The sequence below is a fragment of the Denitromonas ohlonensis genome, assembly GCF_007625205.1.
Taxonomy (GTDB): domain Bacteria; phylum Pseudomonadota; class Gammaproteobacteria; order Burkholderiales; family Rhodocyclaceae; genus Nitrogeniibacter; species Nitrogeniibacter ohlonensis.
The window spans coordinates 1-24,262 of sequence record NZ_VMNI01000017.1 but is presented as its reverse complement, the minus strand read 5'-3'; the positions used below and the strand labels follow the sequence as shown (position 1 = coordinate 24,262).

The window sequence follows — 24,262 nt, the reverse complement described above, 5'->3', positions numbered from 1 at the left end:
TGTCGTCATAAAGCGATTTTTTGCTCCGCCAACACCGGTCTAATAGATCTTCCCGGCGACCCCGGGAACACCCCCTCCGGGCGTCGTGACCTATCCGTCACCTCGCCCGGAGCCTTTTCGTAGCGCCACACACGACAACAAGACGGAAACCACCGACAGTGCGTTCCGCAACTGCGCTCGAAATCAAAGGAGACACGGCATGAGCCACGCCCGCTTGACCCACACATTGATCGTCGCCCTGGCCCTCTTCGGCACGCTGCCCGCCCAGGCCGACACGCTCGACAAGATTCGCCGCACCGGCACGCTCACCCTCGGCTGGGTCGGCGGCAATCCGCCCTTCGGTATCGCCACCACAGGCGCACCTGAGGGCTATACGCTTGATCTGTGCCGCCATGTCGCCGCTGACATTCAGCGCACGCTGGGCCTGTCCGAATTGAAGATCGCGTATCGGGAAACCACCTGGGACACCCGCTTTACGGCGCTCGACAACAACGAAACCGACATGGACTGCAGCGCCTCGACCATCACGCGTGATCGCCTCGCCCGCTACGACTTCAGCCCCGCCTTCTACGTCACCGGCACCCGCCTGCTCACCCGCAAGGCCGACAAGATCCGTTCGATCGACGACCTTGGCACCATGACGATCGCGGTGATCAAGAACACCACCGGCGAGAAGCTGGTGATCGAACACAACGCCGCCGCCAGCCTGAGCCTGACGCTGCTGCACGTGGCCGACGCCGACGCGGGCCTCGCGGCCGTGCGCGAGGGCAAAGCCAAGGCCTTTGCGCTGGACGACATCATTCTGTATTCGCAGATTTCCGCCACTGCCGATGGCCCGGCGCAGTACGAAGTGGTTGGCCCGTTTCTGTCGATCGAGCCCTACGGCATCATGATGCGCAAGGGCGATGCCCGCTTCACCGACACGGTCAGCAACAGCCTGCGCCGTCTCCTGCCCACCCCCGAGATGCCGGCGCTGTATCAACGCTGGTTCAACACCCCGAGCCTGAACGTACCGCTGAACCGCCTGACCAAGGAAACCTTCACCACCCCCAACCGCGAGCCGGCGTTTCCGTAGGCGCTGACGCCAGCGCTACACGCCGGAGATCACCACCCGATTGCGCCCGCCGAACTTCGCCTTGTACAAGGCATCGTCGGCGACCTCGATCATGGCCGAAAAGCTGCATTCGTGCGCATACGGGCTGCTCACACCGATGCTGACCGTCACCGCCTCCGCCACCGTGGACAAGGGCATCTCCATCACGCTGCTGCGCAAACGCTCGGCCACGTGCAGCGCATCGATCTGGCCGGTTTCCGGCAACAGCACGCAGAACTCCTCGCCGCCCCAACGGCCGACAAAGTCCTGCTGGCGCAGCGCCCCTTGAATGGCGCCGACCACCGCACGCAGCACCCCGTCGCCAGCCGTGTGGCCATAGCGGTCGTTGATCTGCTTGAAGTGGTCGATATCGACCATCAGCATGCTCGGATATCGCCCCGTGCGCTGCGCCCGGGAAATCTCCCGCAAGGCCAGCTCTTCGAAGGCGTGGCGGTTGTAGATGCCGGTCAGCGGATCGGTGGTCGCCCGTTGATAGAGCTCGGCCGTCAGCACCTCGCCCAGCGCCAACATGAAAAACAGAGACGACACACTCAGCGTCAGGAAGTAGGCAACGAAGGAAAACTGCTGCACCGGATCACTCAGAAAACTATCGAGATCCAGCGCGGATGTCATCATCACATTCAGCGCACGCAGCGCGCTGACCAGCGCATACAGCAAATACACGCTGAGCAGCATGAACTCGATCGCCCGCCGGCCCCGCTGACTGCCAACCCACAGTTCGCGCACAATCAGCGCCAGCACCGGGATTTTCAGCGTCGCCACCAGAATGATTCTCAGATTGATGTCGCGGTTGAGCTCGAACGCCGTCCAGTACAAGACAAAGCACACCAGCACCCAGACCGCGGCCAGACGGTCGCTGGGGCCCGTTCGCTCATGCAACACCCGAATCGCGTGGTAGACCATCGCAAACCCGCCGACGATGACGGTATTGCCAACCACCACCGACAGAAAATCCGGCAGCGTGCCGCGCAAAAAGACCAGCAACGCGCCGAAGGCCGACAAGCCGCACGCCCCGCCCCAGCGGAACATGGCGCGGGCCACGACCGGCGGATAGCGACCGGCGACGACCCACATGGCCAGTGCAACGGACAAACAACTCACCGCAGCGAGGAAGGTGACGGTAGGAATATCCAGATGCATCGCAGGCACGCTCCGAACACACCGCCACTGAGTCGAAGATGGCGGTGCAAGTAGTAGATCAATTATGCCTGCCAAATGCTAAAACGATAGGCGGACGAGCGCTGCCGCCAAGGCCGTGGTCGCCACGCGCACGGCGCTAGGCGCCGACGTCGAGCGCCGTGTCGAACTTGTTCCGGAAGCGCGACACCAGTGTTCGAAACTTGCGGAGGTTGTCGTCGGCGTACAGCACCTCGTCGCAGAACTGGTCGTAAGCCTCCATGGTCGGCACCACCACAATCAACACAAAATCGATCTCGCCCGTGACCTGATAGCACTGTTTGACGGCCGCATGCGCCATGGCTCGCCCCAGGAAGCGCTGGTACAAATCCTTTCGATCACGCTCCATGGTCACCTCCACCACGATATGCAGCAGCGGCCCGATCCGCGCCGGGTCAAGCAACACCACCTGCCGGCTGATGTAGCCCTGCTCGGTCATGCGCTTGACCCGCTTCAAACAGGCCGGCGGCGACAGCCCGATCACCTCGGCGAGTTTCTGATTGGTCAAGCGCGCATCCCGCTGGAGGATGCTCAGGATGCGTCGGTCGATACGGTCGAGCGCCATGGCTTCGCCTGTGAAAAGTTCAGAATCTGTCCTTTTTAGACCAAATAGAAAAGTTTTTGGAAACGATGAATCGATGAATGCCTAATTATTTACCGACCGCCCCGCTAGACTGGCAGCATACCCAGCCCAAGACTGAAACCAGAATGTCCGCCACGCCCCCAACCGCGCCGACGCACCCCATCATCGCCTTCGCCCGTGAGGTGCTCTACGTCTACGGCGCCTTGCTGAAAGTCATGGTGCCGGCCTTGCTCATCGTGAAAGCCCTCGACATGGCGGGCGGCAGCGAGATGCTCGCCTGGGCCCTGTCGCCGGTCATGTCGCTGGTCGGCCTGCCAGACAATCTCGGCCTGGTCTGGGCTGCGACCTTGCTCAGCAACATCTACGCCGGTCTGGTGGTGTTTTTCACGCTCGCCGCGGACACCCCGGTGACGGCAGCGCAAGCGACCGTGCTCGGCGCCATGATGCTGGTGGCCCATTCCCTGCCGGTCGAAGGCGCCGTGGCCAAGGCCGCGGGCGTGCACTGGCGCGCCACCCTGGCGATCCGACTGGTCGGGGCCATCGTGCTGGGCGGCCTGTTGAATCTGGTCTATCAAACCACCGGCTGGCTCGCCCACCCGGTCGATCTGCCCTGGCAGGCGCCGGCGGCGGCGCCCACACTGGCGGGCTGGGCGCTGGACCAGGCGCAAACACTACTCTGGATTCTGGTGATCATCGCCGCACTGATGGCGGTGCTTCGCCTGCTTCGGATTCTGGGCATCGAAAAGCTGATTCACGCCCTGCTCGTCCCGGCGCTGCGGGTCATCGGCATTCGCGGCGAAGCGGCCAACATCACGGTCATCGGCGCCACGCTCGGCCTGACATTCGGCGCGGGCTTGCTGCTCAAGGAAGTGCGCAGCGGCACGCTGAGCCGTCGCGATGTGTTTCTCACGCTGAGCTTTCTCGGCCTGTGTCACAGCCTGATCGAAGACACCTTGCTGATCCTGCTGATGGGGGCCGACCTGTCGGGCATCCTGTGGGCGCGACTGCTGTTTGCGCTGATCGTGATCCGTCTGCTGTCCCGTCTGCCGCTGAGGCACACCGCCAGCGCCTGAAAAGCAAATCGGCCCCGTGGGGCCGATTTGAACTGCACAACATTCAAACTCACCAGAACTTCCACCACCATTTCTTTTCGCTCATCGACTGCTCGACGTGCGGCGCCCAGGCCGGCGCACCGCCCACACTGATGAAATAGTCGGCAAAGCGCTTGTCTGCCTCCTTGATGTGATGGGTCAGCCACACCTTGAGGAAGTGCAGCAACTCGAAGGTGATCTTGGCTTCGCCGGTCTCCAGCTTGGCCTGCAAGGCATTGACCTGGCCAATCAAGTCTTCGTGGTTCTGCTTGTGGGCCTCGAAGTCGGGGTAGTTCGACACCCGCATGAGCGACTCTTCAACCGCAAAGTGGGTGCGGGTGTAGTCGGCCAGATCGCCGAGAATCTTGCGCGAAGTCTCGGATCCCTGGTGCGCATGAATCGCGTCATGCAGCCGATTGAGCAAGTCGACCAGCACCTTGTGCTGCTCGTCGATTTCCTGAATGCCGACGCCGTATGCATCGGACCACTGAAACAATTCCGCCATGGCGCGCTCGATGTTAAAAAATGTAACAACATCCTAAACTTGTGCGCCGCAATGATTTTGATACACGTCAATTTTAAAGAATCTGGGCGGCCTCCGACGAAGGCGCACCGGCGCTGGGCAAAATGCTCTGAATCGGATCATTGCGGCGCAACGGCACCACCGGCGGCAATTCTTCCTCGACCAAGATCGACTCGATCAGCAAGGTCACACGGCGGTTCTTGCTGCGGCTGTCGGGCGTTTCGTTGTCGGCCACCGGCCGCTGATCGCCATACCCCGCCGCGGTCAGACGCGCCGGTTCGACGCCGGAATTGACGAATAAACGCACCACACTCGACGCCCGCACCGCAGACAACTCCCAATTCGAGGGAAAGCGATAGGTACTGATCGGCACATTGTCGGTATGCCCTTCAATCACGATCGGAAACTCCGACCCGACCAGCACCTGCGCCACCGCACTCAGGGCGCTCACCGCCTGTGCGCCGAGCAAGGCCTCGCCCGGGGCAAACAGCACTTCCGCGTTGATTTCCACCTTGATGCCGTTCGCACCCTCGGTAACCAGCACCTGGCCCCCATCGGACAGCGGCTTGAGCACACGCCGAATCTCGTCGGCCATGCTCCGCACTTTTTTGACCGCCGCCTCTTTTGCCGCCTGCTTGGCTTGCTCCGCCGCCTGTTGCGCACGATCGGGTTTTGGCATGGGAATCGGCCCCGTCGGCATGGGCACCTGCTGTACCACGATCTGGGTGCCCGATTCATTCACACTCACGCTGCGAAACGCCTGAACCAGCGAGTCGCTGAGCACGCGGTATTTGCCCTCGTTGACCGAGCTGAGCGAATACATCACCACAAAGAAGGCGAACAACAAGGTAATAAAGTCAGCGTAGGACACAAGCCAGCGCTCGTGGTTTTCGTGCTCTTCTACGTCTCGGTTTCGTCTGGCCATGGCGGCGTCCGGTCCTTCGGTGGCATCACAAGCGATCAATGCAACGTTTGTGCCACCCACAGTCTCATTACGGCATTGCCCAGACACCCTTGAGTCCCCGCGAGTCGCGTGGCCGACAGGCCTCGGCAAATATTCGGGTTTTCCTCGCTAAAGAAACGCCCGCCGCGGCCGTACGTTGACGTCAACTTTGACTTCCTCCGACGGCACGATCATGAACTTCATCCTGTCCAGCATCCGCAACAAACTGCTGCTGATCTGTGGCGGCGGCACCGCCCTGCTGCTGGTGGCGGCCTGTGTCGGCCTGTTTTTGCAATATCGCGCCATCGACACGCTCACCAGCGAAGTCGACGCGCTCCATTCCGAGCAGTTCAAGCTGGCCGAGAACAAAACGGAGTTCCTCTCCCAATTACTGGACTGGAAGAACATTCTCCTGCGCATCACCGAAGACGACATCACCGCCGACTACTGGCTCGCTTACGGCAAAAAGCAGGACGCGCTGCAAGCCGCGCTGACCGCGCTGGCCGCCTCGCCCCTGGTCAATGAGCAGACGCAGACGCTCGCCAAGTCCTTTCTGACCGAACACCATAACCTCCGCGAGGCTTACGGTGACGCCCTCTCCGCCTACCGCGTCAGCTATGACATCTATGCGCTGGAAAAAGACGTACGCGACGCCGACAAGATTGCCGGCAAGCACCTCGACGATCTGGCGGCGCTGGTCAACGCGCAAATTGCCGAACGAACCGACGCCATCAAGGCTGACTCGCGGCAAGCCATTGTGATTACTGCCGCGCTGATGGCCATCGCCTGCGCCATGGCCTTTGGTCTCTTCCTGTGGCTGCTGCGCAGCCAACTCATCAGCCCGGCACGCGAACTCGAAAGCGGCCTGCTCGCACTGTCCAAAGGCGACTTCAGCCAGCCGATCCGGGCTCACACCCGTGACGAACTGGGCCGCATCGCCATCAGCGCGGAGTCGATCCGAAACGACCTGGGCACGCTGATCGGCCGGGTCGCCAAATCCGTCGCCAGCGTCGACGCTGCCGCGGGCGAAGTGGCCGTCGAATCGCGCAAGGCGGCAGAATCTGCCGAACGGCAAACCGAAGCTGCCGGCGACACCGCGCAAGGCGTGGATACCGTCACCGCCGCCATCTTGCGCATCAGCGGCAACACCGAAAGACTCAGCGCGCTGTCTGAGAAAGGCCTCGAAGCGTCTTCCCGCGCGGCGGCCCGCCTCGACACCTTGGCAAAATCAGTCGAAGGCTCGGCCAGCGTCATGCGCGGCGTCACCGACACGGCGCAAGCCTTCTTCAAGAGCGCGCAAGAAATCACCACCATGACGCAGCAGGTGCGCGAGATCGCCGAACAAACCAATCTGTTGGCACTGAATGCGGCCATCGAAGCGGCCCGTGCGGGCGAACAAGGCCGTGGCTTTGCCGTGGTGGCCGACGAGGTGCGCAAACTGGCCGAAAAGTCTGGCCAGTCGGCCAGCCAGATCGACGGTATTACGAATGTGTTGGGCGAACAGGCACGCACATTGGAAAAAGCACTCAACAAAGGGCTGGAGTCGCTCGAAGACAGCCGCAGCGGCATGCGCCTGGCCTCCGAAGCGCTTGGCGAAGCCAACGAGTCGGTCAGCCACACGACCGCCGAGGTGGGTGAAATCACCCGCGCGGTGCGCGAGCAGAGCGAATCGAGCGGCCAAATCAGTCGCAATGTGGAAGACATGGCCGAGCGCGTGCGCGCCAACCAGTCCGCCCTAGGCCGCATGGCCGGCGCGGCGGACCAACTGCGTGACCTGGCCGGCGATCTGAAAGGCTCGGTCAGCAGCTTCCGTCTGTAAGCTGCCGTAGCGCGCCCTCACCCGGCGCGCTGCAAGCCCCGCTCGTACCACGCCTTGCTGGTGTTGACCGTTCGCACCAGCCACAGCATCACCGGCACCTCAATCAGCACACCGACCACCGTCGCCAGCGCCGCGCCGGAATCAAAGCCGTACAACACGATGGCCACCGCCACGGCCAACTCAAAAAAGTTGGAGGCGCCGATCATCGTCGACGGCCCGGCCACATCGTGGCGCACCCGCAAGCCGCGGTTGAGCACATAGCCCAGCCCGGCAATCAACAAGGTCTGCAGCAGGATAGGCACCGCCAGCATGGCGATGATGCCCGGCTGAGCAACGATGGTGCCGCCCTGGAAGGAAAACAGCAGCACCAGCGTGGCGAGCAGCGCCATGATCGAGAAGGGGCCGATCCGCGTCAGCGCCGCGTCAAACGCCGCCCGGCCGCGCGCCAGCAAGCGCTTGCGAATGAACTGCGCGATTGCCAGCGGGATGACGATGTACATCACCACCGACAGAAACAGGGTGTCCCACGGCACCGGGATCGACGACACGCCCAGCAGCAGCGCAACGATGGGCGCGAAGGCGAAGACCATGATCAGATCATTGAGCGCGACCTGGGTCAGCGTGAAATTGGCATTCCCGCGGCACAGATTGCTCCACACGAACACCATGGCCGTGCACGGTGCCGCGCCAAGCAGAATCAGGCCGGCGATGTAGCTGTCGATCTGCTCGGCCGGCAACCACGGCGCAAACACATGGCGAATGAAGATCCAGCCCAGCGCCGCCATGGTGAAGGGTTTGATCGCCCAGTTCACCACCAGGGTGATGGCCATGCTGTGCTTCTGCTCGCGCACCTCGTGCAAGGCACCGAAGTCGATCTTCATCAGCATCGGAATGATCATCACCCAGATCAGCACCCCCACCGGCAGATTGACCTGGGCGACCTCCAGACGGCCGAGCGCCTGAAAAACACCCGGCGCGATCTGGCCCAGCGCGATGCCGGCAAAGATGCACAAGAACACCCACACCGTCAGATAGCGCTCAAAGAAACTGATCGGTGCCCCTGCGGCGACCTTGGCCGTGACTTCACATTGTGCAGACATGACGACCTCCTCTCACAGACCGAGCGCATCGCGCACAAGCGGCACCAGCCGGGTGCGGATCTCGTCGCGCACGGCGACGAAGCTGTCGATCGGCTCGCCGTGCGGATCATGGAAGGGCACATGCATGCGCGGCACCGGTCGGGGAAAGATCGGGCAGCTCTCCTTGGCGTTGTCGCACACGGTCACCACCAGATCGATGGGCTCGTCGAGAACGACCGACACATCCTTTGGGGTCAGTCCGACCGTCGGCAGCCCCGCCTGCGTGAGCGCTTCGATGGCACCGTCCGCCACCTTGGGCTGGGGCACTGTGCCCGCCGACAAGGCGCGCACCTGGCCGGCGAGATCATGGTTGAGAATGGCCTCGGCCATTTGTGAGCGGCAGGAGTTTCCGGTGCACAGCACCAGCACGGTTTTCAGGTCAGTCATGGCGTCTCGGGATTACTTGAAGTGATGTTGGACAGATCAGTCATTGGCGATGGCGCGGCGCTTTTCGCGGGTCTCGCAGGCCGCCGTCAGCGGCAGGCAGGACTCGCCCTGGCAACAGTTGCGCGTCAGAAAGACAATCAGTTCATCCATACCCGAAAAATTGGCCGAGTAATGAATGAAGCGGTGCGTCCGCTGCCCTTGAATCAAGCCCACCCGGCTCAGATGCGCCAGATGAAACGAGGCGGACGCCGGCGGCATGGCCAGTGCGTCGCTGATCGCACCGGCGTTGAGTCCCGCAGGGCCGGCTTCCACAAGCAGGCGAAAAATGCTCAGCCGGGCCTCATGGCCGAGCGCAGACAACACCAGGGCAGCGTCTTTTATTTCCATATTTCGAATAATATCGAAATGAAAGACGTGGCGGGTGAAGTTTTTGTTAAACCGACAAGGGGAGAAGCGCGCGGCGCAGACGGCCGCAAGCTCAGACGTCGTAGCCCTGCAAGCGGCTTTCGATGATGCGTGGATTGTCGCCATTGGCGATGCCGACCAGACCATCGACCAGCATCTCGCGCTGAGACACCAGACGTGCGACATGCGCCTGCAGCTTTTTGGCCATCGGCAAGAACACCAGGTTGGCAAAACCCACACCGTAGATCGTCGCCACAAACGCCACGGCAATGCCGGCACCCAGTTTGGACGGGTCGGTGAGGTTTTCCATTACGTGGATCAAGCCCATCACCGCACCCAGAATGCCGATCGTCGGCGCATAGCCGCCCGCGGCTTCCCAGATTTTTGCGCCAAGCTTCATCCGGCTTTCCCAGGCGGTGATTTCAACCTCCATCACGTCGCGCAGACGGTCCGGCTCCACGCCATCGACCAGCAATTGAATGCCTTTCTGGGTGAAGCCGTCGCTCACGCCGGCGATCTGGTTTTCCAGCGCCAGCAAGCCCTCGCGGCGCGCCACGTGACTCCAGCCCACCACCCGGTCAATCAGTTCGGCGTGGGTCGCGGCGGGCGGCACAAAAATCCATTTAGCCATGGCCATGCCGTCCTTGAACACGCGCAAGGGGCTTTGCAGCATGACCGCGCCAAGCGTGCCGCCAATCACAATCATGAAGGCGGTCGGCTGGACCAGCGAGCTGATGTGGCCGCCCTCAAGCACCTGCCCCACCAAAATGGCGGCCAGGCCGAGAACCAGTCCGATCAGGCTGATGCTGTCCATGACTGTGGGCGCGTCCTAAATGATCAGGCCGCGTCGGCGGCGTTCTTCGGCGGTCGGCCGCGCCGAGCCTTGGGACCGCCTTTGCTGCCGTGAATCCGGGAGCGCAGGCGGGCGATGGCCTGGCTGTGCAATTGACACACGCGCGACTCGGACACGCCGAGCACTTCACCAATTTCACGCAGGTTGAGGTCTTCCTCGTAATACAGGCCCATTACGGTTTTCTCGCGCTCGGGCAGATCGTCGATCGACGCCACAAGAATGTCGCGCATGCTCTGGTCGAGCAAGGCATCGAGCGGGTCGCCCTCATGGCCGACCGCGTGGCGCTCGAGATAATCGTCGTCATTGCCATCGGTAAAGTCTTCGAAATACACCAACTGATGGCCGCGGGCGTCTTGCAGCATTTTCTGATACTCGGCCAGCGCCATGCCGAGCGAGTCGGCCAGCTCGCGCTCGGTCGGGTGTCGGCCGTGCGTCTGTTCGAGTTCGTGGATCGCGCCTTCGATGCGGCGCATGTCGCGACGCAGGCTGCGCGGCAACCAGTCGTTTTCACGCAGACCATCGAGCATGGAGCCACGAATCCGCTGCACGGCGTAAGTCTCGAACTGCGCGCCCAAGCCTTCTTCGTAGCGACCAATGGCGTCGAGCAGCCCGATCATGCCGTTCTGGATGATGTCATCGACCTGCACACTGGCTGGCAGCTTGGCCATCAGGTGGTAGGCGATGCGTTTGACCAGTGGCGCGTAATGCACCACCAACTGGTCGCGATCAAGTGTGCCGGATGCGGTGTACATGCAGTGGCCCGTTCAATGGTGCAGCCCCAGACCGGGGGCTCGACTCGCTGCATGGCCGTCGCCATGAAGCCCGATACGCCCTATTGTCCGTGCTTTACCCAATTTGTGCACTCCAAAAAAGGCGGCTTCTTACCGTCTTATTCTCATCCCGACGCAAAAAAGCGCGTCGACATCGCGTTTTGACCTAAGGCCGCGGCGCCGCTGCCGCAGTGTGTCGCCAGCCGTGCAGTCTGCGCAGGAAAGCGGCTTCCGCCTCCTGCGGCAAGGCGGCGTGATGCAGCAAGGGCCCGGCCAGATCATCGCGTTCGACCTGCCCGACCCAAGCGAGCGGGATCCCCACTTTGGCCCGCACCAGCGCCGCCAGGCGGTCAAAGAAGGCGCGCGCATCGGCGCGATCTCGCGCACGCGCGACCGCCACATGCAAAGACCCCGCGCCCTGCGCCGCCAGCGCCTTGATGCAGGCATAGGCTTCAGTTGCACCGCGCCCGCTGGCCTCGGCCAGCACCAGGTGACGGGGTGCGGCGAACACAAAGGGCGACACCGGGTCCAGCGCCTGCGCCGAGGCATGGATGACCATGAAGCGGGTGCGGCGCTGCAGGGACTGCAAATGCGTCAGCAGCTGGGCGCGGCGCTCGTCGTCGAGCAGCGGCAGCGCCATGGCTACCGCCGCGGTCGGCAGCCGCCCCATCAAACCGGGCACCGGCAGCAGCAGGCCCTCCAGCGACTGGCGGTCATCGAGCACATGCAGCAGATCACCACCGGGTGCATGGCCCCACACGTCCGCCAGGCTATTCGCGCCAGCGGCCTCATCGAGCACCAGCACGCGGTGCGCCTGACCGCCCAGGCGGGTGATCGCCTGCGCCGCGGTCTTGGCGGCGGCATGGCCGGTAGAGAACACCGCGACGACGGTCGGCGGTGCCTTTCGAAACAAGCGCCGCAGCCCTGCGGCCTGGTCTTCGCGCCCGTCGATCATGTCAGGCTCCGGCCGACGCCATCAGCAAACCGGCTTCTTCGCCCTTGAGGTGATACGGCGAATTGTCGTCCACCGCTTTCATCGCGCGATGCAGCAGGTAGGCGCGATTGGGCAGATGGAGGTCTTCGGGCACGCGCTGGCCATTGGCCACGTAGTAGACCGACATCTCATGGCGCACCGCCACATCGAGCGCCGGGGCGAGCGAGGCGGCCTCGTCGACCTTGGTCAGGATGCAGCCGGCCAGATCGGGGCCGTCATAGGCGCGCACCACATCATCGAGCGTGTCGCCGCGGCAGGTAGCGTTGAGCAGCAGCAGACGATTGACGTTGCCGGCGCCGGTGAGCATGGCCGCCTGCTCGCCGACCATGCGGTCGCGCTGCGACATGCCGACGGTGTCGATCAGCACCATATGCTTGTCGCGCAGCTCGGCCAGGGTCTGGCGCAAGTCACCGGCGTCGCGCACCACGTGCACCGGCACGCCGAGGATGCGGCCGTAGATGCGCAATTGTTCATGCGCGCCGATCCGGTAGCCGTCGGTGGTGATCAGCGCCAGCTTGTCGGCGCCGTGGCGTACCACGCAGCGCGCAGCGAGCTTGGCCGCGGTGGTGGTCTTGCCCACACCGGTCGGCCCGACCAGCGCATACACACCGCCACGGTCGATCACGTCGGCATCGTTCGACAAAGCGCGCAGGCCACGATTGAGCGCGGTCTTGACCGCATTGCGGGCCGCGCTCAGTTCGGCGTTCGGATCGACCGCATCGCAGAGCGTGCGCGCCAGTTGCGCCGAGAAGCCGGCTTCGAGCAACTCACCGGTCATGCGGGTGCGCGCGGGCGCCTGGCGCCCGGCCTCACCCCAGGCAAAGCCGGCGAGCTGGCGTTCGAGCATGGCGCGGATGCCGCCCATCTCTTCCATCAGCCGGGTGTTGGTTTCCTGCAGGGCGCGGATACGGGCAGATTCTTCTTCGCGACGCGGCTCGGCCGGCACGGGGCGCGCGGCCGGCGCACGCTGGCGCGGCAAAGGCTCGGTGCGCTGGGGTTCGGCCGGGCGCATGTCGTCATGCCGGGGGAACACCTCGTGATGCATCACCGGGCGATCGACACGCGGCGGCTGAAACGGGCGAATCTGTTGCGTCGGTGCGGGTGCGGGCGCGCGCGCTGGCTGAGCTGCGGGCGTCACCGGACGACGGGCGGACGACAACTGAACGCGGTAATCGCCCTCGTCGTCGTCATGCGTCTGCACAGGCGCTTTGGCCGGCGCGGGCTTGGCGGCGACCGGCGCGCTGCGCGTACTTTGATGGAGCACTTCGACCGCATCCGCCGGCAGCGCCACGATCTCGACACCACCGTCGACCGATCGATTGGACAGCACGATGGCGTCGGCGCCCAGCTCTTCCTTGAGCTGACGCAGGGCTTCTCGGGCGGTCTGGGCAAAATAGCGTTTGACGTTCATGGTGATCTCCGCAGCCATCGGTCCGATCGTCCGGACGAGTCTTGATGGCTCGATTATGCGGAGCTCGACGTCCACCTCGTCGCCGGAAAAAGGGGGTTCTCCCCCCTTATTTCTTGCCGGTCATTTTTGCCGGCGCATGCCAGCAGATGCTCAAGCGGCGGATCCGACCGTGGCGCCGACGCGAATCATGCGGTTTTCCGGCACCTCGGCATTGGCAATCACCTTGAGCGTCGGCACCGAGCGACGCAGGAAGCGCGACAGCAGCCAGCGCAGCTGCCCCGGCACCAGCAGCACCGGCGGCAAGCCCATGCTCTCCTGGCGTTGCGCCAGCGACACGGTCTGCCGCAAGAGACTGTCGGCCAGCCCCGGCTCGATCGCCCCGCCCTCCGGCCCGCCGCTGCCGACGGCCTGCATCAGCACCCGCTCCAGGCCCGGATCGAGCGCCATGACCTGCACCTCGGTGTCGCCCGGGAACAGCGCCTGAATGATCGACCGGCCGAGCGCCTGACGTACCCGCGAGGTGAGTTCGAGCGGGTCCTGAATCCGCGCGGCGTGCTCGGCCAACACCTCGATGATGGTGCGCATGTCGCGGATATTGACGCCCTCTTCGAGCAGGTTCTGCAGCACGCGCTGCACCGTCGACACCGGCAACTGCTTGGGCACGAGGTCTTCGATGAGCTTGGGCGAATCGCGACCGATGTGGTCAAGCAGCGCTTGGGTTTCCTGCCGGCCAAGCAACTCGGCCGCGTGTTCGAGAATGAGGTGATTCAGGTGGGTCGCCACCACCGTGCTGCCATCGACCACCGTGTAACCCAGCGCATGCGCCTGCTCGCGCTGGCTGGCGTCGACCCAGAAGGCCGGCAGCCCGAAGGCCGGATCTTTGGTCTCGCGGCCCGACAGCGGGCCGGTGACCCGCCCCGGATTGATCGCCAGGAACTGCCCCGGGTAGGCCTCGCCGCTGCCGATTTCGACGCCCTTGAGCGCGATCCGGTAAGCATTGGGCTTGAGCTCGAGGTTGTCTCGAATATGCACCGGCGCCGCCAGGAAGCCGACATCCTGCGCGAACTTCTTGCGCAGGCCGCGGATGCGCTTGAGCAGCTCGCCATCCTGCGCCTTATCGACCATCGGGATCAGCCGGTAGCCCACCTCGAGACCCAGCACGTCCACCGGCGACACATCGGCCCAGCTCGCCTCTTGAGACTGCTCGGTGGCCGCGGCGATGTCCGCCTGAGTCGGCGTTTTCACAGCCTCCTCGTCTGCCGGGCCATCGATCGGATGCGATTGCCGCCACCAGGCCAGCCAGCCAAAGAACGAGGCGAGCAGGATGAAGACCAGATTGGGCATGCCGGGGATCAGGCCCAGCACGCCAAGGATGGCCGCGGTCAGCATCATGACCTGCGGATTGGCAAACACCTGACGGACGACCTGACCACTGATCTGCCCCTCGTCACCCACGCGGGACACCACCAGACCCGCGGCCACCGAGATGATCAGCGCGGGAATCTGCGCCACCAGACCGTCGCCGATGGTCAGCAGAGTGTAGTTTTCAGCGGCCTGAGCCAGCGCCATGTCGTGCTGCATGACGCCCACCACCAAGCCGCCGGCAATGTTGATCAGCAGAATCAGGATGCCGGCAACCGCATCGCCGCGCACGAACTTGGAGGCACCGTCCATCGCACCGTAGAAATCCGACTCCTGCGCGATCTCGCGGCGGCGGCGCTTGGCCTCCTTGTCATCGATGAGGCCGGCATTGAGGTCGGCGTCGATGGCCATCTGCTTGCCGGGCATGGCGTCGAGGGTGAAGCGCGCGCTGACCTCGGCGATCCGCCCCGCGCCTTTGGTAATCACCACGAAGTTGATCACCGTAAGAATCGTAAACACCACCAGGCCCACCGCCGTGTTGCCGCCGACCAGAAAGTGGCCAAAGGCCTCGATCACCTTGCCCGCCGCGTCGGGGCCGCCATGACCTTCGAGCAGCACGATCCGCGTCGAGGCCACGTTGAGGCTCAGGCGCAGCAAGGTGGTGATCAGCAGCACCGTCGGGAACACCGAAAAATCGAGCGGCCGGTTGGCGTACATGGCCACCAGCATCACCATCACCGACAGCGAAATGTTGAAGGTGAAGAACACGTCCAGCGCAAAGGCCGGCAGCGGCAGCACCATCATCGCCAGGATCATGATGATCAGCATGGGTGCAGCCAGCTGACGCAAGGCCGTCGGAGACATCAGGGAACGTAGCGTGATGGCGTTCATGAGTGAGCGTGTTCAGTTAGATTCAGCATCAGGCACGGCTCGCGCCGGGGTCCATATCGGCGGGCACCGGCAGCGTCTGCGGCGCCTCGGGCACCTGTCCGCCGCCGGCCAGCCACTGGTTGAGTTGATAGACATAGGCCATCACCTCGGCCACCGCGGTGTACAACGCGGCCGGCACGGCCTGGTCGATGTCACAGTGCGCGAACAAGGCACGCGCCAAAGGCGGCGCCTCAAGCGTCGGCACATTGTGCTCGGCCGCGATTTCACGGATTTTTTGCGCCGTCAGATCAGCGCCTTTGGCCACCACCACCGGCGCGCCCATGCGCCCCGCGTCGTAGCGCAAGGCCACCGCATAGTGCGTCGGGTTGGTCACTACCACATCGGCCTTGGGCACTTCGGACATCATCCGGCGGCGCGACATCTCGCGCTGCGCCTGACGGATGCGCGCCTTGAGCTGCGGATCGCCTTCGGACTCCTTGTTCTCCTGGCGAACCTGCTCTTTGGTCATCTTCAGCTTGTCGTGGTACTGCCACAGCTGGAAAGGCACATCGAGCACGGCCAGCAAGGCCAGGCTCGAGACCACCAGCAAGGCGGAGAACAACACAATGTGTGCGAAGTCATTGAGGCTGGCCGCCAGCGGCTGGGACATCAAGGCGAGCATCTGGTCCTTCTCGCGCCAGATCGCCCACGCGCCCACGCCACCGACCAGAAAAGCCTTCAACAGCGCCTTGACCAGTTCCGCCGCGCCATGCACGGAGAACATCTTGCCCAGCCCCTTGAGCGGATCCATGCGTTCGAACTTGAACTGCAAGGCCTTCGGAGAAAACACCATGCCACCCATCAAGATGGGGGCGGCGACCGCAGCAGCCATCAGCACCGCAAACACCGGCGCCACCGTCAGCACCGCCTCGGCGAGCACATCGCGGAGGTTGACCACCATCAACGCGGTATCGCGCGCCAACTCAGGCTCGAAACTCAAGCCGCCCTTGACCAGGGAAACAATGCGGCTGGACACCCACTGCCCCATCACCCACAAGCCGGCGACCCCCGTCATCATGACCAGAAAAGTCGACAGCTCGCGCGACTGAGGGACTTGCCCCTCTTCGCGCGCTTGCTCCAGGCGTCGTGGTGTCGCCTCTTCTGTCTTCTCGAGATCACTCTCTTCGGCCACGCTACGCTCCGATCCGGCCACACATGCTGCCCTCGCGGAGCAGCGGATGTGAGCATTATCAGATCGGAACGGACAATATCAGGGCTGAAGAAAGGGCAGAAAACCGCCCCAATTCTGCAAACACAGACTCAGCGCGGCGCAGGCAAACGCTCCAGGCCAACAAGCTTGGCGCCCGGCGCAACGCGCTTCTCTGCAAACCAGCCCTGGTTCATCTCAAGCGCGTAGCGTGCCGGCTGCGCGGCACAATGGTTGTCTTCGGAGTGCGGCTGCATCTGCGCGATATTGATGATCCGCCCCGAGTCGTCGATAAACGCCACCGACAAGGGCAGCGGCGTATTGCGCATCCACATGCAGTGCGCCCGCAACTCCGGAAACACGAACACCATGCCCTCATGCGACAACAGACGCTCCCGCCCCATCAAGCCCTGCGCCCGCCGCCCCGGCGTTTCCGCCACCTCGGCGTCGATCCGGTACAGCCCGATCGACAGATCCACCCGCCCGAAAGGCTCCGCCGCCTGCACAGCCAGCGACACAACAGAACTCAACCCGATCAACAGCCATCCACGCACGCGCGCCACTCCCGAAAAAGGTGTCTCGCAAAGTGTAGTCGAAGGACAGCCAGCGGACGGCGACGCGCCGCGAAACCGGGCGGAACACCACCCACACGCCAGCGTGACGCCCATCACGAACACGCGTAGAAACAACGCCCCGCGACACCACAACACGGAACAATCAAGCGCGCCTCACCCGACCATGAAAGACAAAGGCCCCGGAGGAAAACCTCCAGGGCCTTGTCGTACAACTGGTGCTGCTGACCGGAATCGAACTGGTGACCTACTGATTACGAATCAGTTGCTCTACCGACTGAGCTACAGCAGCAAAGGGCGCAAATTTTATCGAGGCTTTGCAAAACTTGCAATCATTATCCTCACCCACCGTTCATCCCCCGGAACCCACATCCCGGCGTTTGCCTGTCGCTTGCAGACTTTGCGCCATCTAGAGTCAAGCCAGAACCTACGGACAACGACCATGAATCGCGGATTCACTCTCATCGAGCTAATGATCACCCTGGCCATCATGGCAATTCTTGCCGCGATCGCCACGCCGAGCTTTACTCGCATGATTGAAGACAATCGAATGACAACCCAGGCGAATGAACTCCTTTCTGCATTTGCGCTCGCCCGCAGCGAAGCCGTCAAACGCGGTCTCACGGTCACGGTGACACCCAAAGCGGGCGGCTACAGCGCGGGGTGGCAAGTCAATGCCAGTGACGGGACCTTGCTGCGCGATCACGAAGCCTTACCCAAAGTCACCATGACCGGCGCTCAGGCAACAACGGCCATCGCCTTCGACTCTTTCGGACTCAATATCGCCCAGGCCGATCGAACAATTGACCTCTCCCCGCCGGGCTGCACATCTGGCGATCTACGTATGCGACGGCTGATCATCAACACGATCGGACACGGTGCCATCACGGTAGTGGGGTGCTAGACATGACAAGGCTCACAACCCAGCCCCGGGCTCGCCAACGCGGCTTTTCGCTCATCGAAGCGCTAATTGCCATGGTGGTGCTGTCCTTGGGCTTACTTGGCCTGGCAGGGCTCCAGGTCAGTTCCCTCAAGTTCAACCAGACGGCCCAACTGCGTTCAAAGGCCGTCACGCTCGCCTATGACATGCAGGAGCGCGTGCGTGCGAGCGGTCAAAATGCGACCAATGGTGATTTCAACGTGGCCTTTGGCGCCTTCACCAGCGCAACAACCTTTCCCGACCAACAAATCACTGACTGGAAAGCCCGCCTGGCTGCGCAACTTCCGCTAGGTGATGGCTCGGTCTGCACGGTCAGCAACCCTGCCGCCCCTGGCGCCTGTGATGGTGGCCCGTTTTTCGTCATTTCGGTCAGATGGAACGAGGCAAACGACGTAACCGCCGCCCGACAGAACCAGATCATCCAGATCGTTTCCCGCGAATGAGCGCCCGACCATGAGCCCGATCGCCCCCCTCTCCGTCTTTGACCGCTGCCGTCGCCTGACCGGCCAGCGTGGTTCAACGCTGATCGAACTGATGATCGGCATGGTGATCAGCCTGCTGCTTGTGGGCGGCATGATCACCCTATTCGTCAACAACAAACAGACCTATCGCTACAACGAAGAATTGGCACGCATACAGGAGAACGGCCGTTTTGCCGTCGAATTCCTGCAGCGCAATTTCCGGATGGTGGGGCATCTTGGCTGCGGCTACATGGCCGCCAGCGCCGAGGAGGAAGGCTATGGCGCGGTGTTCCCGCGGTCCAGTGCGACTGGGGTGACTTTCGACAGCGCAAACGCCATCAGCGCCTATCGATACGCGGCAGGCGCACCGGGCATCGTCGGCTCCTATGCCTCCCCGGCGAACATTGGCGTGCCCGGCACCGACGTCATTACCATTCTTTATGCTTCTGGCGCCGCGACAACGCTCACGGCTTCAGTCAAATCCGCCAACTCTCCCGTCATTCGCGACAACGCACTGGACTTCCGGCAAGGCGACATCGTGATAATGGCGGACTGCATCTCTGCTGACGCTTTTCGCGTCAGCAATGTACCGGCCTCTGGCAACAACGTCACGCTGGAACACAAAGTCACTGGCGGGGCAAACATCTCCGACAGTCTGGCAAGCGACAGGGAGTACGGCGATGGCACACGCGTCATGCGCCTGCAGTCGCAGACCTTCCATCTTGCGCAGTCCAGCAAAGTGAATCGCCAGGGGCAAGCGCTCCAATCCTTGTATCTGAACGGCAATGAGATGATCGAGGGCGTTGCCAACATGAACGTTTTGTACGGTCTGCCCGCAGCTACCGCGGCCCCCGGAGCGAACGCTCGCACCGTGACCCGCTACCTGCCTGCCTCGGCCATGACCGCAACCGACTGGCCGAACGTCATCGCAATCCAGTTTGAACTGCTGCTCGCCAGCGCGGATGACAACGCGGTATCTGCGCCGATGCCAATCACTTTCAATGGCGTAACAACCACGGCAGCGGATCGACGGATGTATTCGACGGTGTCGACAACGATCGCGTTGCGCAACCGCTTCTAAGGGCCTCGCCATGACGCCACGAAATCACTCAAACAAGGTCCGCACCGAACAGTCCGGCTCGGCGCTGATTGTCGGCCTCATTCTTCTATTGGTGATGACCATGCTGGGCTTGACCGCCATGCAAACCACGTCGCTGGAAGAGCGTATGTCCGGCAATATGCGCGATCGTGATCTGGCGGCACAGGCTGCCGAAATGGCTTTGCGTGCCGGCGAAAACGAGGCACTGACCGCCCTCAACTCGCTCTCTGGAAACGGTGCGTTTTCGTTCCCGTCCAACCCGGCACCAGACGAGTCCGTGGCCAGCAACTGGGCAACCACATCCAACGTACGCGGCTGGGCCGCAGGCAACAACCTCAAGGCGATGGCCTCCTATACGGCGCCCCTGTCGCCCGCCGTGTCGTATCCGAGCTTTGCTGAAGCGCCCGACTACTGGATTGAAGAGCGCCCCGGCGTATTTTCAACCGCATCGCTTGAACTTCGACCGGCCGATGTCCGCATCTTCGACATCACCGCCCGCTCCACCGGTGCCAGTGGCACCAGTACCGTCATCCTGCGCTCGACGGTGATGCAATGAACACCGCGCGCGCCATTCTGAAAGGTGTTGCCATGAACACTACACCGCCCAAAACGCTGACCCCCATCGCTGCAGCGGTCGTTGCTGCATGCGCTTTCGGCCTGCCCAGTCAGGCGCTCTCAGCATCGCTGGCCATCTCTCAGGTCCCGCTCTATCTGGGGGGCACGGTGGAGCCGAACATCTTGTTCGTGCTCGATGACTCCGGTTCAATGGATTGGTCCTTCATGCCGGACGGCATTTATTCAAACCACAATACCAAGCGGGCCAAGTCGAGCTATTACAACAAGATCTATTACGACCCCACCGCCACATACCTTCCGCCGCTGGATCAGGATGGCGTGAGTCGAGGCAATTCAAGCTTTACTTCCGCCTGGAAAGACGGCTATTCAAGCAGCCGAGGAACCAATACGGTCAACCTCAGCACCTCATTCAGGCCAACCTGGTATTACGCGGGTTACTCCAATGAATATTCCGCTAATTCTCAGGCCGCTTTCTATTACGTATTCAACGCCGGGAACGCGAACTGCAACGGCACAGCAACGGATGACGACTGCTATACCTACGTCAAGGTAGGCAGTAGTGAAGAAACCAACTTCGCCAACTGGTACTCCTATTACCGCGACCGTATGTCGGCCGCCAAGGCGGGCGTAAGCCGGGCCTTTGCGCAGCAGGGCACGGGGCTGCGGATTGGCTACGGCCGTATCAACAGAAGCAGCGTAAACGTTGACGGCTTATCGACGTCCACCATCGAACGTGGCGTACGTGACTTCAGCGACAAGGACAACTTTGGCAACGTCACCAACAATCGCAAGCAGTTCTTTGACTGGCTGTTTGCGCAACAGCCCACAGGCAGCACCCCGCTACGTCGGGCACTTGATGCCGCAGGCGATTACTACGAGTGGCAAGATAGTCGCGGCGCCGCCAGCACCACCCCGGGCGTATCGGGAGGCAAGGACTTGTCGTGCCGCCAGAACTTCACCATTCTGACCACCGATGGCTACTGGACTGATGGCAGTTACTATGAAGCGGCAACGTCAGGCGCCAGGCAAAACAACGACGGTAACAATGGTCCGCTCATCACCGGCCCCAATAGCGCGACATACCAGTACGCCCCGGTCGGCCCGTTCAAGGACAGCTGGAGCAACAACCTGGCGGATATCGCCATGTACTACTGGAATCGCGATCTGCGCAGCGATCTGACCAACAACGTCCCGGTCAGTACCGACGACCCCGCCTTCTGGCAGCACATGGTGACCTTTGGTGTCGGTCTCGGCGTTGAAGGCACCATCTCATCAACCACCGCCTTTGCCGCGATTGCGACCAAGACGGACCCTGGTTGGCCCAGCCCGACCTCCAGTGACCCGGCCAAGATTGATGACTTGCTGCACGCCAGCCTGAACGGCCGTGGCGAGTTCTTCAGCGCAAAGGACCCGCAAACCTTCGCCAACGCACTCGCGGCCACGCTGGCCACCATCAACGCCCGGACCAGTTCGGCCGCAACAGTGGCGGCCAACTCCACTCGCCTGAGCACCAATACGCTCCTCTTCCAGGCACGCTTCGACAGCGGCACCTGGACGGGTGACATGTTGGCCTACAAGATTGATGTCAACACCGGCGACCCGGATACCACGCCAACTTGGCAAGCGAGCAAGCAGATTCCGGCCTTCTTGACCCGCAGCCTCTTCACCATCAACCCCAGCAACGGACAGGGCATTCCGCTGGCTTGGGCGTCGTTGGCGACAAGCCAGAAAACTGCGCTCAATAACGACTCGACCCTGCTGGAGTGGGTGCGTGGCGACCAGAGCAAAGAGGCGTCAAACAACGGGCCCTTCCGCACGCGCAAGAGCATCATGGGCGACGTCGTCAACTCCGATCCGGCATTCGTCAAGAATGAGGACTATGGATACAGTCTGGCCGGCTCGCTAAGCGCATCGGAACGAAAAGCGTATATCGCGCGACGACTCACGACCACTTTCCAGAACCGCAAGGGCGCACTGTTCTTTGGGGCCAATGACGGCATTTTCCGTGGTCTGGATAGCGACACGGGCGCAGAGCTGTTCGGTTACGTCCCCAACTCAATCATGTCCGGCCTGCCAACGCTGGCTGACCCGAAGTACACCCACCGCTACTATGTGGATGGCGCGCCAAAAGTCGGCGATGCCCTCATCGGCAGCAACTGGAAAACCGTGCTGGTTGGTTCTACTGGCGCAGGCGGCAAAGGGTACTTCGCGCTCAATGTTGAAAATGCGCATGGCTTCGGTGCCTCTGACGTTCTTTGGGAAGTCAACGACTCCACCACCGGTTTCGGCGAACTGGGCTTCACGCTCGGCCAGGCATCCATTGGCCGGACTGAGAGCGGTGACTGGGTCGCCATCTTTGGCAATGGCTACAACAGCACGGCCCAAAAAGCCCAGTTGTTCGTCGTCAATATCAGTACCGGCGCACTGATCAAGAAAATCGATACCGGCGTCGGAAGTTCGACAACCCCGAATGGCCTGGCGACGCCCGTCGTCATCGACAGCGACCAGAACGGATCGATTGATCTGATTTACGCCGGTGACTTGCACGGCAATGTCTGGAAGTTTGACTTTACCGGCAGCAGCAACAGTAACTGGAAAGTCGCTTTCGGCGGCAAGCCGCTGTTCAAGGCAACTGACGGAGGCTCTCCCGCGCAAGCGCAGCCGATCACCGCCAAAGTGCAGGTCAGCAAGCACCCCACAAAAGGCCTGATGGTCTATTTCGGGACTGGCAAGTACTTTGAGTCAGGCGACAACACCGACCTGAGCAAGCAGTCGCTCTATGGCGTTCAGGACGAGTGCGGCATCGGTGTCTCTGGCACGGGTTGCGGCAGTATCAGCACGACATCCAAAGTGGCGCGAAGCGATCTGCTGGTGCAGAGCATCACCTACGAAGGGTCACAATCATTCAAAGGCAACGTCTGGGAAATTCGTCAGTTCTCGCAAAACACCCCAACCGTGAATCATCGAGGCTTCCTGGTCGATCTCATCCCGCCGACCAACGTCAAGGAAGGCGAGCGCATCCTGACCGACCCGATCCTCTGGAAAGATCGCATCATCTATGTGAGCTCCATCCCCGACGATGATGCGTGCGCTGGGGGTGGCTCAAGCTGGATCATCGAACTGGCGCCCTACACCGGCGGACGGACGGACCACAACGTGTTCGACTTGTCCAGGGACGGCACTTACGGCAGCAGCAACGAATACAACAACAAAGTCGTGAGCGGGCGTCGTGTGGTGGGCGGCATGATCAAGAGCTTGGGCCAGGTTCGCGACGCAGGCGGCAAGACCCACAAATACGGCTCAACCTCGACTGGCACCATCGACAAGAGCACTCAACAATCCGACGGGAGTCGCCGCATTTCGTGGCGGCAGCTGCAATAAGGAATTTCGGCCATGACTATTCATACATTTGTGTGTCGCCTGACCTTCGCCAGCATGATCGGGCTGCTGAGCCTCGGCGCCATCGCACAAGAGCGCCCGCTTGAAGAAATCGGGATCATCAAAGCGGTCAGCCCGGCGACATCCACCATTGTCGTCGGCGACCGGAAGCTCAAGGTCACGACAGCGACGAAAATCACCGCCGACGATCGCGGTCTGGCCTATTCGCCGGTTTCTTCGGCATGGGTTGGAAAGCAAATCGCCATGGAAACGAACGCCGACGGCCAAGGAAACACCGTGGTCGTCGAGCTTCACCTCTTTGGCAACGGGAGCGCGCAATGAAACGCATAGCGCAGCCCTTCCCGCGCCATGAACACCGCGGTTTCACGCTCATCGAGGTGATGATCGTTGTCGCGATCATCGGCATTCTTGCCGCCATTGCCTACCCCAACGACTAAGGTTAGATCGTGATCGCGAAGCGAGCCACGATCTGAACCGTTTGTTGGACGAGCCCGGCCCTCGGGCAATTTAGCTCGACTCTTCCCCTGCAAATATCTCTCGATGATCCGCCCCGAACGGGGCGGTTTTG

General features: G+C 62.2%; 23 protein-coding genes, 1 tRNA gene and 1 pseudogene. 10 read left to right on the top strand and 15 right to left on the bottom strand.

Going from position 1 to position 24,262, the window contains the following annotated elements:
* Nucleotides 1-199: 199 nt before the first annotated feature.
* Nucleotides 200-1,075 (top strand): amino acid ABC transporter substrate-binding protein, encoded by an 876-nt coding sequence (locus FHP89_RS16560; protein ID WP_144178949.1) that lies wholly within the window; start codon nucleotides 200-202, stop codon nucleotides 1,073-1,075.
* A gap of 15 nt (nucleotides 1,076-1,090) precedes the next feature.
* Here FHP89_RS16560 and FHP89_RS16555 read toward each other — a convergent pair whose 3' ends face one another.
* Nucleotides 1,091-2,254 carry a GGDEF domain-containing protein gene (locus FHP89_RS16555; RefSeq protein WP_144178950.1) on the bottom strand — a complete coding sequence of 388 codons (1,164 nt, stop codon included), beginning with the start codon at nucleotides 2,252-2,254 and terminating at the stop codon, nucleotides 1,091-1,093.
* 136 nt (nucleotides 2,255-2,390) lie between these two features.
* Nucleotides 2,391-2,855: an Lrp/AsnC family transcriptional regulator gene (locus FHP89_RS16550; protein ID WP_144178951.1), complete on the bottom strand. Its 465-nt coding sequence runs from the start codon at nucleotides 2,853-2,855 to the stop codon at nucleotides 2,391-2,393.
* 143 nt (nucleotides 2,856-2,998) lie between these two features.
* Between FHP89_RS16550 and FHP89_RS16545 the strand changes: the two genes are divergently transcribed.
* Complete coding sequence (locus FHP89_RS16545) at nucleotides 2,999-3,946, top strand: hypothetical protein (protein WP_222105426.1); 948 nt, start codon at nucleotides 2,999-3,001, stop codon at nucleotides 3,944-3,946.
* Between the two features lie 49 nt (nucleotides 3,947-3,995).
* Here the strand turns inward: FHP89_RS16545 and FHP89_RS16540 are convergent, their stop codons facing one another.
* Entirely contained in the window at nucleotides 3,996-4,469 is a 474-nt protein-coding gene (locus FHP89_RS16540; protein WP_144178952.1) for a bacteriohemerythrin, read from the bottom strand.
* Between the two features lie 73 nt (nucleotides 4,470-4,542).
* On the bottom strand, nucleotides 4,543-5,412 hold the full coding sequence (gene motD, locus FHP89_RS16535) for a flagellar motor protein MotD (protein ID WP_144178953.1): 870 nt from the start codon (nucleotides 5,410-5,412) through the stop codon (nucleotides 4,543-4,545).
* Nucleotides 5,413-5,599: 187 nt separating this feature from the next.
* Here motD and FHP89_RS16530 point away from each other — a divergent pair, with 187 nt between their 5' ends.
* Nucleotides 5,600-7,249, top strand: coding sequence for a methyl-accepting chemotaxis protein (locus tag FHP89_RS16530; protein WP_144224975.1), 1,650 nt, complete (start codon nucleotides 5,600-5,602; stop codon nucleotides 7,247-7,249).
* Nucleotides 7,250-7,266: 17 nt separating this feature from the next.
* Here the strand turns inward: FHP89_RS16530 and arsB are convergent, their stop codons facing one another.
* The 11 genes from arsB to FHP89_RS16475 form a co-directional block, all read right to left on the bottom strand.
* Complete coding sequence (gene arsB / locus FHP89_RS16525) at nucleotides 7,267-8,349, bottom strand: ACR3 family arsenite efflux transporter (protein WP_144178955.1); 1,083 nt, start codon at nucleotides 8,347-8,349, stop codon at nucleotides 7,267-7,269.
* Between the two features lie 12 nt (nucleotides 8,350-8,361).
* Entirely contained in the window at nucleotides 8,362-8,775 is a 414-nt protein-coding gene (locus tag FHP89_RS16520) for an arsenate reductase ArsC (protein ID WP_144178956.1), read from the bottom strand.
* A 36-nt stretch (nucleotides 8,776-8,811) separates the two neighbouring features.
* Nucleotides 8,812-9,306 carry an ArsR/SmtB family transcription factor gene (locus tag FHP89_RS16515; RefSeq protein WP_260851646.1) on the bottom strand — a complete coding sequence of 165 codons (495 nt, stop codon included), beginning with the start codon at nucleotides 9,304-9,306 and terminating at the stop codon, nucleotides 8,812-8,814.
* Nucleotides 9,254-9,994, bottom strand: a complete 741-nt coding sequence (locus FHP89_RS16510) for a flagellar motor protein (protein WP_144178957.1) — start codon at nucleotides 9,992-9,994, stop codon at nucleotides 9,254-9,256. Before FHP89_RS16510 ends, FHP89_RS16515 begins: the two co-directional genes overlap by 53 nt.
* A 23-nt stretch (nucleotides 9,995-10,017) precedes the next feature.
* Nucleotides 10,018-10,785 (bottom strand): RNA polymerase sigma factor FliA, encoded by a 768-nt coding sequence (locus FHP89_RS16505; protein WP_144178958.1) that lies wholly within the window; start codon nucleotides 10,783-10,785, stop codon nucleotides 10,018-10,020.
* 184 nt (nucleotides 10,786-10,969) lie between these two features.
* Nucleotides 10,970-11,758, bottom strand: a complete 789-nt coding sequence (locus FHP89_RS16500) for a MinD/ParA family protein (protein WP_144178959.1) — start codon at nucleotides 11,756-11,758, stop codon at nucleotides 10,970-10,972.
* A gap of 1 nt (nucleotide 11,759) precedes the next feature.
* Nucleotides 11,760-13,208 (bottom strand): flagellar biosynthesis protein FlhF, encoded by a 1,449-nt coding sequence (gene flhF / locus FHP89_RS16495; RefSeq protein ID WP_144178960.1) that lies wholly within the window; start codon nucleotides 13,206-13,208, stop codon nucleotides 11,760-11,762.
* A 150-nt stretch (nucleotides 13,209-13,358) separates the two neighbouring features.
* Nucleotides 13,359-15,461 carry a flagellar biosynthesis protein FlhA gene (flhA, locus tag FHP89_RS16490; protein WP_144178961.1) on the bottom strand — a complete coding sequence of 701 codons (2,103 nt, stop codon included), beginning with the start codon at nucleotides 15,459-15,461 and terminating at the stop codon, nucleotides 13,359-13,361.
* Nucleotides 15,462-15,489: 28 nt separating this feature from the next.
* A complete protein-coding gene (flhB, locus tag FHP89_RS16485) occupies nucleotides 15,490-16,632 on the bottom strand; it encodes a flagellar biosynthesis protein FlhB (RefSeq protein ID WP_144178962.1) in 1,143 nt (380 codons plus the stop codon).
* 128 nt (nucleotides 16,633-16,760) lie between these two features.
* Nucleotides 16,761-17,201, bottom strand: a complete 441-nt coding sequence (locus FHP89_RS16480) for a DUF192 domain-containing protein (RefSeq protein WP_313792196.1) — start codon at nucleotides 17,199-17,201, stop codon at nucleotides 16,761-16,763.
* A 234-nt stretch (nucleotides 17,202-17,435) separates the two neighbouring features.
* Nucleotides 17,436-17,511: transfer RNA gene (locus FHP89_RS16475), tRNA-Thr, on the bottom strand.
* 150 nt (nucleotides 17,512-17,661) lie between these two features.
* On the opposite strand from FHP89_RS16475, the gene FHP89_RS16470 reads away from it, so the two are divergent.
* The 7 genes and pseudogenes from FHP89_RS16470 to FHP89_RS16440 all read left to right on the top strand — a co-directional run.
* On the top strand, nucleotides 17,662-18,123 hold the full coding sequence (locus FHP89_RS16470; protein ID WP_144179006.1) for a GspH/FimT family pseudopilin: 462 nt from the start codon (nucleotides 17,662-17,664) through the stop codon (nucleotides 18,121-18,123).
* Nucleotides 18,124-18,125: 2 nt separating this feature from the next.
* Complete coding sequence (pilV, locus tag FHP89_RS16465) at nucleotides 18,126-18,602, top strand: type IV pilus modification protein PilV (protein WP_144178964.1); 477 nt, start codon at nucleotides 18,126-18,128, stop codon at nucleotides 18,600-18,602.
* A 10-nt stretch (nucleotides 18,603-18,612) separates the two neighbouring features.
* Nucleotides 18,613-19,701, top strand: coding sequence for a PilW family protein (locus FHP89_RS16460; RefSeq protein WP_144178965.1), 1,089 nt, complete (start codon nucleotides 18,613-18,615; stop codon nucleotides 19,699-19,701).
* 10 nt (nucleotides 19,702-19,711) lie between these two features.
* A complete protein-coding gene (locus FHP89_RS16455) occupies nucleotides 19,712-20,275 on the top strand; it encodes a pilus assembly PilX family protein (protein ID WP_144178966.1) in 564 nt (187 codons plus the stop codon).
* A complete protein-coding gene (locus tag FHP89_RS16450; RefSeq protein ID WP_144178967.1) occupies nucleotides 20,272-23,676 on the top strand; it encodes a pilus assembly protein in 3,405 nt (1,134 codons plus the stop codon). Before FHP89_RS16455 ends, FHP89_RS16450 begins: the two co-directional genes overlap by 4 nt.
* A 54-nt stretch (nucleotides 23,677-23,730) precedes the next feature.
* Nucleotides 23,731-24,015: a hypothetical protein gene (locus tag FHP89_RS16445; protein WP_144178968.1), complete on the top strand. Its 285-nt coding sequence runs from the start codon at nucleotides 23,731-23,733 to the stop codon at nucleotides 24,013-24,015.
* Nucleotides 24,012-24,122: pseudogene (locus FHP89_RS16440) on the top strand (prepilin-type N-terminal cleavage/methylation domain-containing protein); the annotation flags it as partial. The gene FHP89_RS16445 and the pseudogene FHP89_RS16440, both read left to right, overlap by 4 nt.
* Between the last annotated feature and the right edge of the window lie 140 nt (nucleotides 24,123-24,262).

Bases quoted from the DNA above. Each gene is read 5' to 3' on its own strand.
- FHP89_RS16550 (WP_144178951.1), bottom strand. From the start codon at position 2,855: ATGGCGCTCGACCGTATCGACCGACGCATCCTGAGCATCCTCCAGCGG.
- FHP89_RS16560 (WP_144178949.1), top strand. From the start codon at position 200: ATGAGCCACGCCCGCTTGACCCACACATTGATCGTCGCCCTGGCCCTC.
- FHP89_RS16515 (WP_260851646.1), bottom strand. From the start codon at position 9,306: ATGGCGACAATCCACGCATCATCGAAAGCCGCTTGCAGGGCTACGACG.
- flhF (WP_144178960.1), bottom strand. From the start codon at position 13,208: ATGAACGTCAAACGCTATTTTGCCCAGACCGCCCGAGAAGCCCTGCGT.
- FHP89_RS16540 (WP_144178952.1), bottom strand. From the start codon at position 4,469: ATGGCGGAATTGTTTCAGTGGTCCGATGCATACGGCGTCGGCATTCAG.
- FHP89_RS16555 (WP_144178950.1), bottom strand. From the start codon at position 2,254: ATGCATCTGGATATTCCTACCGTCACCTTCCTCGCTGCGGTGAGTTGT.
- arsB (WP_144178955.1), bottom strand. From the start codon at position 8,349: ATGTCTGCACAATGTGAAGTCACGGCCAAGGTCGCCGCAGGGGCACCG.
- flhA (WP_144178961.1), bottom strand. From the start codon at position 15,461: ATGAACGCCATCACGCTACGTTCCCTGATGTCTCCGACGGCCTTGCGT.
- FHP89_RS16545 (WP_222105426.1), top strand. From the start codon at position 2,999: ATGTCCGCCACGCCCCCAACCGCGCCGACGCACCCCATCATCGCCTTC.
- FHP89_RS16445 (WP_144178968.1), top strand. From the start codon at position 23,731: ATGATCGGGCTGCTGAGCCTCGGCGCCATCGCACAAGAGCGCCCGCTT.
- motD (WP_144178953.1), bottom strand. From the start codon at position 5,412: ATGGCCAGACGAAACCGAGACGTAGAAGAGCACGAAAACCACGAGCGC.
- FHP89_RS16520 (WP_144178956.1), bottom strand. From the start codon at position 8,775: ATGACTGACCTGAAAACCGTGCTGGTGCTGTGCACCGGAAACTCCTGC.
- FHP89_RS16450 (WP_144178967.1), top strand. From the start codon at position 20,272: ATGAACACCGCGCGCGCCATTCTGAAAGGTGTTGCCATGAACACTACA.
- FHP89_RS16460 (WP_144178965.1), top strand. From the start codon at position 18,613: ATGAGCCCGATCGCCCCCCTCTCCGTCTTTGACCGCTGCCGTCGCCTG.
- FHP89_RS16500 (WP_144178959.1), bottom strand. From the start codon at position 11,758: ATGATCGACGGGCGCGAAGACCAGGCCGCAGGGCTGCGGCGCTTGTTT.
- FHP89_RS16470 (WP_144179006.1), top strand. From the start codon at position 17,662: ATGAATCGCGGATTCACTCTCATCGAGCTAATGATCACCCTGGCCATC.
- FHP89_RS16510 (WP_144178957.1), bottom strand. From the start codon at position 9,994: ATGGACAGCATCAGCCTGATCGGACTGGTTCTCGGCCTGGCCGCCATT.
- FHP89_RS16455 (WP_144178966.1), top strand. From the start codon at position 19,712: ATGACGCCACGAAATCACTCAAACAAGGTCCGCACCGAACAGTCCGGC.
- FHP89_RS16505 (WP_144178958.1), bottom strand. From the start codon at position 10,785: ATGTACACCGCATCCGGCACACTTGATCGCGACCAGTTGGTGGTGCAT.
- pilV (WP_144178964.1), top strand. From the start codon at position 18,126: ATGACAAGGCTCACAACCCAGCCCCGGGCTCGCCAACGCGGCTTTTCG.